Origin of the sequence: Pseudomonas fungipugnans (genome assembly GCF_029955235.1) — a bacterium.
Classification (GTDB): Bacteria; Pseudomonadota; Gammaproteobacteria; order Pseudomonadales; family Pseudomonadaceae; genus Aquipseudomonas; species Aquipseudomonas fungipugnans.
On the sequence record NZ_JARBWL010000002.1, the window covers coordinates 2,393,681 to 2,408,225 of the forward strand.

Genomic DNA, 14,545 nt, shown 5'->3' on the forward strand with positions numbered 1-14,545 from the left:
GGCGTCCTTCAAGCAGTTTTCGGGAGGAGGCGTTCAAGCAGTGCCTCTACAGTATTAAAGCGCTCTTCCGGGCGCTCCATCGGCACCATGAACTTGAATACGGTGGCGCCTTCGAATTTGTAACGTTTTGGCTGGCTCTGGATCAGCTTGATCAGTGTCAGCGGGTCGACCGGGGTTTGCGCTGCGAACTCGATGCGACCGCCTTGCGGGCCGCCGTCGACTTTCTTTATACCCAGCAATTCGGCCTGCAACTTCAGCGCCGTGATGCGGATCAGGTTCTTGGTCGGCTCCGGCAACAGGCCGAAGCGGTCGATCATCTCAACCTGCAGGTCCTTGAGGCCTTCCTCGTCGGTGGCCGAGGCGATGCGCTTGTACAGAATCAAGCGTGCATGCACGTCCGGCAGATAGTCCTCGGGAATCAACGCTGGTACTCGCAGATTGACTTCCGGACCACCGCCCAGCGGCTGGTCGAGGTTCGGTTGTTCGCCTTTGCGGATCGACTTCACCGCACGTTCGAGCATCTCCATGTACAAGGTGAAACCGACTGCCTGGATCTGCCCGCTCTGACCATCGCCCAGCAGCTCGCCGGCGCCGCGGATTTCCAGGTCGTTGGTGGCGAGCACGAAGCCCGCGCCGAGGTCCTGGGTATTGGCAATCGCTTCCAGACGCTTTTCCGCATCCGTGGTGATTTGCTGGCGCGGCGGCGTCAGCAGGTAGGCATAAGCCTGGTGGTGACTGCGTCCGACCCGGCCACGCAACTGGTGCAACTGCGCCAGGCCGAATTTGTCGGCGCGCTCGATGATGATGGTGTTGGCGCTCGGCACGTCGATGCCGGTCTCGATGATGGTCGAGGCGATCAGCACGTTGAAGCGCTTGTGGTAGAAGTCGCTCATCACCTGTTCGAGTTCGCGCTCGCGCATCTGCCCGTGGCCGATGCCGATTCGCGCTTCCGGCACCAGTTCGGCGAGGTCGGCGGCACATTTCTCGATGGTCTTCACATCGTTGTGCAGGTAATAGACCTGGCCGCCACGCAGCAACTCACGGAGCAAGGCCTCTTTGACCGTGCTCTTGTTCTGTTCCATGACAAAAGTGCGTACCGAGAGGCGACGGGCCGGTGGTGTGGCAATGATCGACAGGTCGCGCATGCCCGACACCGCCATGTTCAGCGTGCGCGGGATGGGCGTCGCGGTCAGGGTAAGAATGTCGACTTCGCTACGCAGGGCCTTGAGCTGTTCTTTCTGACGCACACCAAAACGGTGTTCTTCGTCGATGATCACCAGGCCCAGGTTCTTGATCTTCACGTCGTCCTGCAGCAGCTTGTGCGTGCCAATGACGATGTCGATCTTGCCTTCGGCGAGGTCCGCAACGGCAGCGTTCACTTCCTTGGTCGACTTGAAGCGGCTCATCACCTCCACGGTCACCGGCCAGTCGGCGAAGCGGTCGCGGAAGCTGTTGTAGTGCTGCTGGGCGAGCAGGGTGGTCGGCACCAGGATCGCCACCTGACGGCCTCCGTGTACCGCAATGAACGCGGCGCGCATCGCCACTTCGGTCTTGCCGAAACCAACGTCGCCACACACCAGGCGGTCCATCGGTTTGGGGGCGAGCATGTCCGCGCGCACGGCGTCGATGGTGGTTTGCTGGTCCGGGGTTTCTTCGAACGGGAAGCCGGCGCTGAAGGTGGCGTAATCGGCTTTCGGGTCGGCGAAGGCATAGCCTTCGCGCGCGGCGCGGCGGGCATAGATGTCGAGCAATTCGGCGGCCACGTCGCGCACCTGTTCGGCGGCTTTGCGCTTGGCTTTCTGCCAGGTTTCGGAGCCGAGGCGATGCAGCGGGGCCAGGGCATCGTCACTGCCGGTGTAGCGCGCGATCAGATGCAGGTTGGCCACCGGCACATACAGCTTGGCGCCTTCGGCGTATTGCAGGGTCAGGAATTCGGCAGCCTGATCGTCGATCTCCAGCGTCGCCAGGCCCAGGTAACGACCGACACCGTGATCGATGTGCACCACCGGCGCGCCTTCGCGCAGCTCGGTTAGGTTCTTGATCACGGCATCATTATTACCGTCGGCGCGTTTTTCCCGACGACGGCGCTGCATGACTCGCTGACCGAACAACGGGCTTTCGGCGATCAACGCCAGCGCCGGATCGTCCAGCAACAAGCCTTCATCCAGCGGCGCGATGGTGATCGCCAGGCGATCCTTGCCCGCGACGAAGTCCGGCCAGCTGTCGACGGTTTTCGGTCGCAGCTTCAGGCGTTCGAGCAGCTCCAGCAGCACTTCGCGACGGCCCGCAGACTCGGCGGTAAACAGCACGCGACCGGGGAATTCATCAAGGAAGCCGGCCAGTGCGGCCAATGGCTGAGTGGCCTTGGCTTCGATGGCCAGGTTGGGCAGGGTCTGCGCCGGAAAGCGTTCGCGGCCAACGCCGGTTTCCACGTCTTGCTGACTGGCGACCACTCGGGGCCAGCTCTTCAGACGGGCGAAGCAATCTTCCACCGGCAGGAACAATTCGGCGGGTGGCAATAAAGGACGGGATGGATCGACGCGACGCTCTTCATAACGATTGCGCACGTCGTTCCAGAAGTTCTCCGCCGCCTGTTCGATGCCCGGCAGCGAGAACACCTGAGTGTCCTGGGGCAGGTAATCGAACAGGGTCGAGGTTTCGTCGAAGAACAACGGCAGGTAGTACTCGATACCGGCCGGGGTGATCCCGCTGCTCAGGTCCTGGAAGATCGGGCAGCGACGGAAGTCCACGTCGAAGCGCTCACGGAAGCGCGCCTTGAAACGGGTTACCGCATCCTTTTGCAACGGAAACTCGCGTGCCGGCAGCAGGCGAACCGATTCGACCTTGTCGATGGAGCGCTGGTTGTCCGGATCGAAGGTGCGCAGGGTCTCGATTTCGTCGTCGAACAGGTCGATACGAAAGGGCAGTTTGCTGCCCATTGGGAACAGGTCGATCAGCGACCCACGCACGGTGAATTCACCGTGCTCGTACACCGTGTCGACATATCGATAGCCGCTGGCCTCAAGCCGGGTGCGCATCTGCTCGACGTCGAGCTTCTGGCCGATGTCCAGCACCAGGCTGCTGCCGAGCAGGAACTTGGTCGGCGCCAGGCGATGCAGCGCGGTGGTGATCGGCACCACCAGCACGCCATGTTCCAGTTCCGGCAACCGATAAAGGCTGGCGATGCGCTGGGAAATGATGTCCTGGTGTGGCGAAAACAGGTCGTAGGGCAGGGTTTCCCAGTCCGGGAAATGCAACACCGGCAAATCCGGGGCGAAGAAACCCAGCTCCTGCTCCAGTCGCTCGGCACTTTGACTGTCGGCGGTCAGTAGCAGGGTAAAGCGCTTGGCAGCGCTGGCAGCCTCGGCAATGGCCAGGCTCAGGGCGGCACCGGGCAGATTGCCCCAGTGCTGTTTACCTGCCGCGGCAGGGAGAAGCGGTAGACGCAGAACGGGCACGGAAGGTTGAGCTCCAAGCGTTGCGACAAAGTCGGTAATTGTAGCGGCCCAAAGCGTTGGCTGTCAGTTACAGATGTGTCTATTACGCCGGTTTGGTGAAATGTAGTGGTAAAGACAAAATCGGCCGCTTTTTTCGGGTTTTTTGGCGATTATGTAGTGCCAAAACGGTAGGGTGTTACGGATGGTTACGGACAAGGCAGCGCTGTCTCCAAAAAAATGACGTCGCTGGAGGCCCCGGTTTTATTGGGCTTCAGCGAGGCGTATTTTTTTGGGGCGCAAAATTGTTACGTCTCGCACGACAGGCGCGCATTGCTACGGGAGGGACTCGGCGGCATAATGTAGCCCCTTTTTTCTGCCCCTACATGTGGAAGGTTCCCGTGACTCAGAAGCCCGACCAGTGTCTTGGTGAATGGATCGACCGTGAAGCACTCGCAGAAGCGATGATTCCGCTTATCGGTCAGCTTTACCGCAATAACAATGTGGTGAGCTCGATCTATGGCCGCAGCCTGATCAATCGTTCAGTCATCGCGATTCTCAAAGCTCACCGCTTTGCCCGTCATCGTCAGTCCGATGACAGCGAATTGTCCGTCCACGAAACATTCCCGCTGCTCAAAGCAATGAGCGAGCTCAAGCTCGGCGCCGCTTCGGTAGACCTGGGCAAGCTTGCGGTCAAGTTCAAGGCCGAAGGCAATGGCCGTACCGCCGAGCAGTTCGTGCGTGAAGAACTGGCCGATGTGGTTGGCCAGCAAAACGTCGCCGCTCGCAAGGGCACTGATGTTGTCCTGTACGGCTTCGGTCGTATCGGCCGTCTGCTGGCGCGCATCCTGATCGAGAAAACCGGTGGTGGCGACGGTCTGCGTCTGCGTGCCATCGTTGTGCGCAAAGGCGCCGAGAACGATCTGGTCAAGCGTGCCAGCCTGCTGCGTCGCGACTCGGTTCATGGCCCGTTCGATGGCACCATCACCATTGATGAAGCCAACAACACCATCACCGCCAACGGCAACCTGATCCAGGTTATCTACGCGAAGAACCCGACTGAAGTGGATTACACCCAGTACGGCATCAAGAACGCACTGCTGGTGGACAACACCGGTGTATGGCGTGACGCCGACGGCCTGGGCCAGCACCTGTCCTGCCCGGGTATCGACCGCGTTGTTTTGACCGCTCCGGGTAAAGGCAAGCTGAAGAACATCGTTCACGGCATCAACCACGGTGAAATCACCGCTGATGACAAGATCGTATCCGCCGCTTCCTGCACCACCAACGCCATCGTGCCGGTGCTGAAAGCAGTCAACGACAAGTTCGGCATCGTCAACGGTCACGTTGAAACGGTTCACTCGTACACCAACGACCAGAACCTGATCGACAACTTCCACAAGGGCGATCGCCGTGGCCGTAGCGCCGCGCTGAACATGGTTATCACCGAGACCGGTGCTGCCACCGCTGCTGCCAAGGCCCTGCCTGAGCTGGCCGGCAAGCTGACCGGTAACGCGATCCGCGTTCCGACGCCAAACGTGTCGATGGCCATTCTCAACCTGAACCTTGAGAAAGCCGCCACCCGTGAAGAGATGAACGAGTACCTGCGCTACATGGCGCTGCACTCCGATCTGCACAAGCAAATCGATTTCGTCAATTCGCAGGAAGTGGTGTCCACCGACTTCGTTGGCTCGCGCCACGCAGGCGTTGTCGATGCTGAAGCGACCATCTGCCAGGAAAACCGCGTTGTTCTGTACGTCTGGTACGACAACGAGTTCGGTTACAGCTGCCAGGTTGTTCGCGTGATGGAAGACATGGCTGGTGTAAACCCGCCAGCGTTCCCGCGCTAAGCCTTAGCTGCAAATGAAAACGCCCCGACTTTGGTCGGGGCGTTTTTGTTTGTGCGGTTGCTCAGTTCCAGATGGCGGGCTTCTTCGTCGGATCGCCGCCCGGAGCAGGCCCGCTCCCACATTGGATCTGTGGCGTTCACAAATCCCTGTGGGAGCCGGCTTGCCCGCGAAGGCGGTTTACCGGGTGCCGCCTACGACCGATGCTTGCGCGGTCCGCAGCTCATGACGATTACCTTTGAACAACACCAGCGTCGCAATCAACCCCAGCACTGCCGCACCACTGAGCCAGATCCCCGGCGCAGCCTTGTTGTCCAGCACGTGAATCAGGTAGGTGCAGGCCGCTGGCGTGAAGCCGCCAAAGGTCGCCGTCGCCAGGCTATAGGCCAGAGAGAAACCGGTGGTGCGCACTTCAACCGGCATGATCTCGGTCAGCGCCACGACCATCGCGCCGTTGTACGAGCCATACAGGAACGACAGCCACAACTCGACGATCAGCAGATGGCTGAAGCTCGGGTTTGCCACCAGCCACGACAGCGCAGGATAGGCTGTGAGGATGGCCAGAATGGTCGCGCCCAGCAGCAGGGGTTTACGACCGATCCTGTCGGATAGCGCGCCCATGACCGGCAGCCAGAAGAAGTTCGACAGGCCGATGCACACGGTGACCAGCAATGCGTCCAGGTCCGACAAGTGCAGCTCGGCTTTGCCGAAGGTCGGGGTGTAGGCGGTGATCAGGTAGAAGGACACGGTGGTCATGACCACCAGCGCCATGCCGGCGATGACGACTCCAAAGTTCTGACCGATCGAACGGACGATTTCCTGCAGGGTAGGGCGGTGTTTGCGCGCCTGGAACTCAGGCGTTTCTTCCAGCGAACGGCGAATCACGAAGATCACCGGCACGATCATGCAGCCGATCAGAAACGGCACACGCCAGCCCCAGTCACCCATTTGTTCCGGGCTGAGCCAGTGGTTCAGGCCCACGCCCAGCAAACCGGCGAACACCACGGCGGCTTGTTGGCTGGCGGACTGCCAACTGACGAAGAAACCCTTGCGGCCCGGGGTGGCGATCTCGGCCAGATAGACCGAGACACCGCCCAGCTCCACGCCTGCCGAGAAGCCCTGCAAGAGGCGTCCGAACAGCACGATCAGCGGCGCGGCGACACCCAGCGTGGCATAACCCGGCACACAGGCAATCAACACGGTGCCGGCGGCCATCAACGCAAGGGTGATGATCAGCCCTTTGCGGCGGCCATGACGGTCGATGTAGGCGCCGAGGAAAATCGCACCCAGCGGACGCATCAGGAAGCCGGCACCAAAGGTGGCCAGCGACAGCATCAGAGAGGCGAAAGCGCTGTCGGCCGGGAAGAAGGTCTTCGCAATGGCCGTGGCGTAAAAGCCATAGACCATGAAGTCGAACATCTCGAGAAAGTTACCGCTGACAACGCGAAATATCGCCTTGCCTTTGCCCGTATTCGAGGACATTTGTACGCACTCACTTTGGCTGTCTTATTGGAATTCCCTGCTCATCACGCTTCCTCGCTGTCGGCCTCAAGCACGCAGGCACGCGCCGAACAGTTTTGTAACGATATGTGTATGGGTTAGCGTAGGCAACAATTAGTTGGCTGGCTGCTTAAACGTTATAGCCATTAGCCAGTGCGAATTGCGGTTTGGAGTGAATTAGAAGGGCTGACACGGTGATCTCATGTGGGGCTTGCTCGCGAAAGCGGTGCATCAGGCGACATTGATGTTGAATGGCACGCCGCTTCTGTGAGCAAGCCCACTCCCACATTTGTATCGCATAATGGCCAGCCCTGGCGCTTTGCCAGGGGATTTTCAGGGGATGGACGATTGTTGAACGGGCGGTTGATGAGTCTCGCAATATTGGCCAGCGCCTTGCTTGGCTGCGGCAACGGCGACTCGATGGAGAGCTTCGGCGGCCCGACCATGGGCAGCACCTATTCGATCAAGTACGTGCGCAACAAGGGCCTGCCGGGGCCGAAAGAAGTACAAGTCGAGGTCGAAAAAATCCTCGCCGACGTTGACCGGCAAATGTCCACCTACCGCAGTGACTCGGACATCGAGCATTTCAACGATTTACCCGCCAACCGCTGTCAGACCCTGCCTGCGCCGGTCCTCGAACTGGTTCGCCTCGGTGAGCAGTTGTCAGAACAAAGCGAAGGCTCCTACGACCTGACGGTGGAACCGCTGATGAACCTGTGGGGCTTCGGTCCACAAGGTCGCGAGGAAAAAGTCCCCACCGCTCAGGCTCTGGCCGAGGTGATGCGGCGAGTCGGTTACCACCACTTGCGCATCGACGGCGATCAACTGTGCAAGGACGCCGCCGTCGAAGTTGATTTCAATAGCATCGCCGCCGGCTACACCGTGGACACGATTGCCGCAAAACTGGAAGCCATGGGCATCCACAACTACCTCGCCGAAGCAACCGGCGAGCTCAAGGCTGCCGGCAAAAAACTTGATGGCTCAGCCTGGAAAATCGCTCTGGAAGAACCGCGCGACGACCAGCAAGTCGCCCAGCGCATCATTGATGTCGACGGCTACGGCGTGTCCACTTCCGGCGATTACCGGAATTATTTCGAGCAGGGCGGTCAGCGGTATTCCCACACCTTCGATGCCCGCACCGGCGCGCCGATTACCCACAACCTGGCGTCGGTCACGGTGATTCATCCTTCAACGCTGATGGCCGATGGCTTATCGACGCTGTTACTGATTCTCGGCCCGGAACGGGGTTGGGACTACGCCGAAAAACACGGCATCGGTGCATTCTTCGTGATTCGTGCCGATACAGGTTTCGTCACACGGACCAATCAGGCTTTTGAGCGCCTCAGTGGCGGCAAAACCGAATGATTACGGCGATTCGAGCATAGAAGACTGGCGTTGTAGCGCAGGCAAAAGTAGCCTGTGACGCGACCAAGGGTTAATGTGCGCGACGTTGACGCTTCTATAGACTGTGTCCGGGCGCTGCACTGGCCCAAAATTGTTCCTTCACGCCGCCAATCGACGTGATTTAGCCGCAGGTGCCGAGGGCGCCGCGGCCTGTTCTGAGGAGTATGCATGGCTGTCTACAACTACGACGTGGTGGTACTGGGTTCCGGCCCGGCGGGAGAAGGCGCGGCAATGAACGCCGCCAAGGCAGGACGCAAAGTGGCAATGGTCGACAGCCGTCGCCAGGTCGGCGGCAACTGCACCCACTTGGGCACCATCCCGTCCAAGGCACTGCGTCACTCGGTCCGGCAGATCATGCAGTTCAACACCAACCCGATGTTTCGGGCCATTGGTGAGCCGCGCTGGTTCTCGTTTCCGGACGTGCTGAAAAGCGCGGAAAAAGTCATCTCCAAACAAGTTGCTTCGCGTACCGGCTACTACGCCCGTAACCGCGTCGACGTGTTCTTCGGCACCGGCAGCTTCGCCGACGAACAAACCATCGAAGTGGTCTGCGCCAACGGCGTGGTCGAAAAACTGGTGGCCAAGCACATCATCATTGCCACCGGTTCGCGTCCTTATCGCCCGGCGGACATCGATTTCCATCACCCGCGTATCTACGATAGCGACACCATCCTCAGCCTCGGCCACACCCCGCGCAAACTCATCGTTTACGGTGCCGGCGTGATCGGTTGCGAATACGCGTCGATCTTCAGTGGCCTGGGTGTATTGGTCGAGCTGGTGGATAACCGCGGTCAGTTGCTGAGCTTCCTGGACTCGGAAATTTCCCAGGCGCTGAGTTACCACTTCAGCAACAACAACATCACGGTTCGTCACAACGAAGACTATGACCGCGTCGAAGGCGTGGACAACGGGGTGATCCTGCACCTGAAGTCCGGCAAGAAGATCAAGGCCGACGCCTTGCTCTGGTGCAACGGCCGTACTGGCAACACTGACGCACTGGGTCTGGAAAACATCGGGGTCAAAGTCAACAGCCGTGGCCAGATCGAAGTCGACGAGAACTACCGCACCTGTGTGCCGAACATCTACGGTGCCGGTGATGTGATCGGCTGGCCAAGCCTGGCCAGCGCTGCTCATGACCAGGGTCGTTCGGCCGCTGGCAGCATTGTCGACAACGGCAGTTGGCGTTTCGTCAATGACGTGCCAACCGGTATCTACACGATTCCGGAGATCAGCTCGATCGGCAAGAACGAGCAGGAGCTGACCCAGGCCAAGGTGCCGTACGAAGTGGGCAAGGCGTTTTTCAAGAGCATGGCGCGGGCGCAGATTGCCGGCGAGCCGCAGGGCATGCTGAAGATTCTGTTCCACCGCGAGACGCTGGAAGTGCTGGGCGTTCACTGCTTCGGTTATCAAGCGTCGGAGATCGTGCACATCGGTCAGGCGATCATGAGCCAGCCGGGCGAACTGAACACCCTGAAGTACTTCGTCAACACCACGTTCAACTACCCGACCATGGCTGAAGCCTATCGGGTAGCGGCGTACGATGGCCTCAACCGGCTTTTTTGAGCGGCTCCGGCCGGTGGCCTGAGCCGGCCGGGGAGACCGATTTCAGCAATTCTCGAGGGTGGCAGTGGCCAAACCGGGAAAGTCTGTAATCAGGCTGTCAACGCCGAAGTCGGCGAGTCTGCGCATCAGCGCGGGCTCGTTGACTGTCCACACCGACACATGCAGCCCCTGACGCTGCGCCTTCTGCAGGCGTTCCGGCGTACACAGGGTCCAGTTCAGCGCCAGAATCTCACAGCCATAGCTTTGCGCGACTTTCAGCGGGTCGAGCCAGGCGTATTCGGCCACCAGTCCGCGAGACACGTCCGGCACCAGGTCCAGCGCCGCTTTCAGCACTTCCCGTGAGCTTGAGGTGATGGTCACTTTGTCGAGCAGGCCGAAACGCTGAGCCATTTCACGAATCGCCAGCACGGTGGTCGCGGCGCGGGTGCGTGAAGCGCTTTTGACTTCCAGCTGCCAGTGCTCGAAATCACATTTCTCGAACAATTCTTCCAGCGTCGGAATCGGGCACGGCTTGATCCAGCCCGGGCCGCCCTTGCGTGCGTCGTAGGTCACCAGGTCCCTGGCGGCGTGTTCGACCACCTTGCCGCGCCGGTCGGTGGTGCGCTTGAGGGTCGGGTCGTGAATGACCATCAACTCGCCGTCCATGGACAGGTGCAGGTCCAGTTCGCAGCGGCGAACGCCGTGCTTGAGGCACTCCTGGAAGCTGGTCAGGGTGTTTTCCGGTGCTTCGCCTTTCGCGCCGCGGTGGCCGTAGATAAGGGTCACGGTTCTTCCTTAATTAAATGCCTGATTCGTTTTGTTCGCGGGCCAGGCGTCGTTCCTGGGCCTGCTTCTGCAAGATGTAGCGAGCCAGCAACTGACGCTGGGCGTCGGTCGGGTATTCGAATTCGGTACCGACGTCATAGCCATCGCCCTTGCGGTCGCAATGGGTGACTCTTGCCCGCAGCAGCAAGCCCAGGGCCTGCGGCATCAATACCATTTTGACTGACAGGTGCGCGCCCGGCGAAAAGGCGGTCTGCGACTGGAAATCGATACCCCCCTCGGAAATGATCACCGGTTGCGGCTCGCCAATATGTCCCAGCACCGTCAGCGCGATCACCTGGCTGAGCAGGTCGATGCGTTTGTTCTGGGATTTCAGGAACGCGGCAATGCTGCGGTCGCGCTCACTGATCTGGCGCAGCAAGTGTTGCGACTCGAATTCGCTCAGGTGCAGTTCGCTGAGCAGGTTGAACAGCGGGGAAGCATCCTGCAACACTTCCTGGCCAGCGGCTTCGGGAGCGGACAGGGGCCGAATTTCCAGTGCGATCGTGTCCTCGATACGGTAGTATTCGCGGCGATCTTCTTCATCTAATGTCGACATGGCGAACCCATGGTAGCGGCGGTGGTCTGAGTGTAAAGCTGGTTATCGACCCCCGCCACAAGGACGTTCCTTTTCCCTCCGAACAAGCCCCGACATGTTCAGACCTCTCTTCGTATTTATTGGCACGCGTTATACCCGTGCAAAGCGTCGCAATCATTTTGTGTCGTTCATTTCCCTGACTTCGATGATCGGGCTCGCCTTGGGCGTGGTCGTGATGATCGTGGTGTTGTCGGTGATGAACGGCTTCGATCATGAGATGCGCACCCGCGTGCTGGGCATGGTGCCCCACGCGACCATCGAGTCCGGTGAAGCGATCAGTGACTGGCAAAGCCTGGCCGCCAAGGTCAAGCAGAACCCGCAGGTGATGGCGGTTGCGCCGTTCACCCAGATGCAGGGGCTGCTGACCAACAACGGCAAGGTGTCCAAGGTGCTGCTCAATGGCATCGACCCTGCGCTGGAGCGCAAGGTATCGATCATTGATAACTTCATGCTGCAGGGCAAACTCGACGACCTGGCCCCGGGCAGTTTCGGCATCGTCATTGGCGACAAGGCGGCGGCCAAGCTCGGCGCGGCCATCGGCGACAAGCTGACCTTCGTCGCGCCGGAAGTCACCGTGACCCCGGCCGGGATGTTCCCGCGCATGAAACGCTTCACCGTGGTTGGCATCTTCCATGTCGGCGCCGGCGAGATCGACGGTTACCTGGGCGTCACCAACCTGCAGGATCTGGCTCGGCTGCACCGCTGGAAACCGGATCAGGTGCAGGGCCTGCGCCTGAAGTTCGACGACCTGTTCCAGGCGCCGCGCACCGCGTGGAATATCGCCCAGCAGCTCGGCGAAGACCATTACTACGCCCGCGACTGGACCCGGACCCACGGCAACCTGTATCAGGCCATCCGCATGGAGAAAGCCATGATCGGCCTGCTGTTGTTGCTGATCGTTGCCGTTGCGGCCTTCAACATCATCTCCACACTGGTGATGGTGGTGAACGACAAGAAGGGCGACATCGCGATCCTGCGCACCCTTGGTGCCACGCCGCGCACGATCATGGCGATCTTCATGGTCCAGGGCACGGTCATCGGCGTGGTCGGGACACTGATCGGCGCCGTGGTCGGGATTTTCGCCGCGCTGAACGTCAGCGCCGCGATCTCGGCCCTCGAAGGCGTAATCGGGCATAAATTCCTGAACGCCGACGTATATTTCATCGATTACCTGCCGTCGCAGGTGCAGAGCCAGGACGTGATCATGGTCTGCGCCGCGGCGTTGGTTCTGAGTTTTCTCGCCACCCTGTATCCAGCCTGGCGTGCCGCGCGCACCCAGCCTGCGGAGGCGCTACGTTATGAGTGAGTCGGGCATGAGTGAACAAGCAATCTTGAGCTGCCGTAACCTGGGCAAATCCTACGAGGAAGGCCCGGAGTCGGTAGAAGTGCTGGCCGGTCTGCAACTGGAGTTGCATCCGGGTGAGCGCGTGGCCATCGTCGGCACTTCGGGTTCGGGCAAAAGTACCTTGCTCAACCTGCTGGGCGGCCTCGATACGCCGACCAAGGGCAGCGTCTGGCTGGCCGGTGAAGAGCTGTCGGCACTGAACGAAAAAGCCCGCGGCCAACTGCGTAACCGTTCCCTCGGGTTCGTGTACCAGTTCCACCACTTGCTGGCGGAGTTTACCGCGCTGGAAAACGTCTGCATGCCGCTGTTGATCGGCAAGACCTCCATCCCGGAGGCGCGCCAGCGTGCCACTGCATTGCTGGAGCGGGTCGGGCTGGGCCATCGCCTGGAGCACAAGCCGGCCGAGCTGTCCGGTGGCGAACGTCAGCGCGTGGCCATTGCCCGTGCGCTGGTGAACAAGCCGGGCCTGGTGATGCTCGACGAGCCGACCGGCAACCTCGACTCCCACACCGCGCAAGGCATTCAGGACTTGATGCTGGAACTCAGCACCTCGATGCGCACCGCGTTCCTGGTGGTGACCCACGACATGAACCTGGCTCGCCAGATGGATCGCGTCCTGCACTTGCAGGAAGGTCGCCTGACGCCCATCTGATTGGCCGAAACCCGGTGCCTGAAAAGGCGCCGGGCTTTTTATTTTTTTACGGTGCCCCAGCGAATGTTCAGACCGTTATCGATCTTTATCGGCACGCGCTATACCCGCGCCAAGCGCCGCAATCGCTTTGTTTCCTTCATCTCGATGACCTCGATGATCGGCCTCGCCCTGGGCGTATTGGCGATGATCGTGGTGCTGTCGGTGATGAACGGCTTCCAGCGCGAAATGAGCTCGCGCATCCTCGGCATGGTGCCCCACGCGACTATCGTCGGCGTCAAGCCGATCGACGATTGGCAGCCAGTGGCTGCTGCCGCGTTGAAAAATCCGGAAGTGACCGCCGCCGTGCCGTTCACCGAGATGGAAGGCATGCTGTCTTATAAAGGCGCCATGCAGCCGATCCAGATCAGCGGTATCGATCCGGCTCAGGAGGGCAAAGTCTCCATCGTCGCCCAGCATATCGTTCAGGGCAAACTCGAGGATCTGAAACCCGGCGAGTTCGGCGTGGTGGTCGGCGAGATCACCGCGCGGCGCTTCCGTCTGAACGTTGGCGACAAGATCACCCTGATCGTGCCGGAAGTCAGCACCGCGCCGGGCGGCATCACCCCGCGCATGCAGCGGCTGAACGTGGTGGGCGTGTTCAAGGTCGGTGCCGAGCTGGACGGTTCGATGGCGCTGATTCACATGGCCGATGCGGCGCAGATGCAGCACTGGCAGCCCAATCAGGTGCAGAGCGTGCGTCTGGCGGTGAAGGACTTGTATGCCGCGCCAAAGGTGTCGAACGACATTGCTACCGGGTTGGGCGCCGCTTATACGGCTGACGACTGGACCCACACCCAGGGCAGCCTGTTCAGCGCGATGAAAATGGAAAAAACCATGATCGGCCTGCTGTTGCTGATGATCGTCGCGGTAGCGGCGTTCAACATCATCGCAACCTTGATCATGGTGGTGAACGACAAGGGCGCGGACATCGCGATCCTGCGTACCATCGGCGCTACGCCCCGGCAGATCATGGCGATCTTCATGGTCCAGGGCACCGTGATCGGTATTGTCGGCACCTTGATTGGCGGTGTGCTTGGCGTGATTGCCGCGCTGAATGTCAGTGAACTGGTCGGTTGGCTGGAGCGGGTTACCGGCCAGCATATCTTCAGTTCCGATGTGTATTTTGTCAGCAACCTGCCCTCCGAGTTGCAGGGCGGGGATGTGCTGTTGATCTGCTCCGCCGGATTCATCCTGAGCTTCCTGGCGACGGTGTACCCGGCGTGGCGGGCGGCGAAGATCGAACCGGCGCATGCGTTGCGCTATTCGTAACCGGGTAGACCGCGTTCGCTAGCAGGCTCGCTCCCACAGTTGATTGAGTTGAATCACACATTTGTGAACGACTACGAACCCTGTGGGAGCGGG

Annotated in this window: 10 protein-coding genes; 6 read left to right on the forward strand and 4 right to left on the reverse strand. The window is 60.3% G+C overall.

What is annotated here, in order from left to right; genetic code table 11:
- Positions 1–8: 8 nt before the first annotated feature.
- Positions 9–3,458 (reverse strand): transcription-repair coupling factor, encoded by a 3,450-nt coding sequence (gene mfd / locus POF45_RS26045; RefSeq protein WP_259501597.1) that lies wholly within the window; start codon positions 3,456–3,458, stop codon positions 9–11.
- 362 nt (positions 3,459–3,820) lie between these two features.
- Here mfd and POF45_RS26050 point away from each other — a divergent pair, with 362 nt between their 5' ends.
- Positions 3,821–5,284, forward strand: coding sequence for a glyceraldehyde-3-phosphate dehydrogenase (locus tag POF45_RS26050; RefSeq protein ID WP_282317038.1), 1,464 nt, complete (start codon positions 3,821–3,823; stop codon positions 5,282–5,284).
- Positions 5,285–5,461: 177 nt separating this feature from the next.
- On the opposite strand, the gene POF45_RS26055 is transcribed toward POF45_RS26050, so the two are convergent.
- Positions 5,462–6,763, reverse strand: coding sequence for an MFS transporter (locus POF45_RS26055; protein WP_282317039.1), 1,302 nt, complete (start codon positions 6,761–6,763; stop codon positions 5,462–5,464).
- A gap of 384 nt (positions 6,764–7,147) precedes the next feature.
- On the opposite strand from POF45_RS26055, the gene POF45_RS26060 reads away from it, so the two are divergent.
- Positions 7,148–8,146: an FAD:protein FMN transferase gene (locus POF45_RS26060; RefSeq protein ID WP_282317040.1), complete on the forward strand. Its 999-nt coding sequence runs from the start codon at positions 7,148–7,150 to the stop codon at positions 8,144–8,146.
- A 207-nt stretch (positions 8,147–8,353) separates the two neighbouring features.
- Entirely contained in the window at positions 8,354–9,748 is a 1,395-nt protein-coding gene (gene sthA, locus POF45_RS26065; RefSeq protein ID WP_259501606.1) for a Si-specific NAD(P)(+) transhydrogenase, read from the forward strand.
- 42 nt (positions 9,749–9,790) lie between these two features.
- Here the strand turns inward: sthA and POF45_RS26070 are convergent, their stop codons facing one another.
- The gene (locus POF45_RS26070; protein ID WP_259501607.1) at positions 9,791–10,513 is read right to left on the reverse strand and encodes a glycerophosphodiester phosphodiesterase; all 723 of its coding nucleotides are present in this window, start codon (positions 10,511–10,513) and stop codon (positions 9,791–9,793) included.
- 13 nt (positions 10,514–10,526) lie between these two features.
- Positions 10,527–11,108, reverse strand: a complete 582-nt coding sequence (locus POF45_RS26075; protein ID WP_259501608.1) for a PilZ domain-containing protein — start codon at positions 11,106–11,108, stop codon at positions 10,527–10,529.
- Positions 11,109–11,202: 94 nt separating this feature from the next.
- Here POF45_RS26075 and POF45_RS26080 point away from each other — a divergent pair, with 94 nt between their 5' ends.
- The 3 genes from POF45_RS26080 to POF45_RS26090 all read left to right on the forward strand — a co-directional run bounded on the left by POF45_RS26080 (position 11,203) and on the right by POF45_RS26090 (position 14,452).
- Entirely contained in the window at positions 11,203–12,453 is a 1,251-nt protein-coding gene (locus POF45_RS26080; RefSeq protein ID WP_259501611.1) for a lipoprotein-releasing ABC transporter permease subunit, read from the forward strand.
- A complete protein-coding gene (gene lolD / locus POF45_RS26085) occupies positions 12,446–13,144 on the forward strand; it encodes a lipoprotein-releasing ABC transporter ATP-binding protein LolD (protein WP_409077926.1) in 699 nt (232 codons plus the stop codon). The genes POF45_RS26080 and lolD overlap by 8 nt, the downstream gene beginning before the upstream one ends.
- Positions 13,145–13,207: 63 nt before the next feature.
- Complete coding sequence (locus tag POF45_RS26090) at positions 13,208–14,452, forward strand: lipoprotein-releasing ABC transporter permease subunit (protein ID WP_259501616.1); 1,245 nt, start codon at positions 13,208–13,210, stop codon at positions 14,450–14,452.
- Positions 14,453–14,545: the final 93 nt, after the last annotated feature.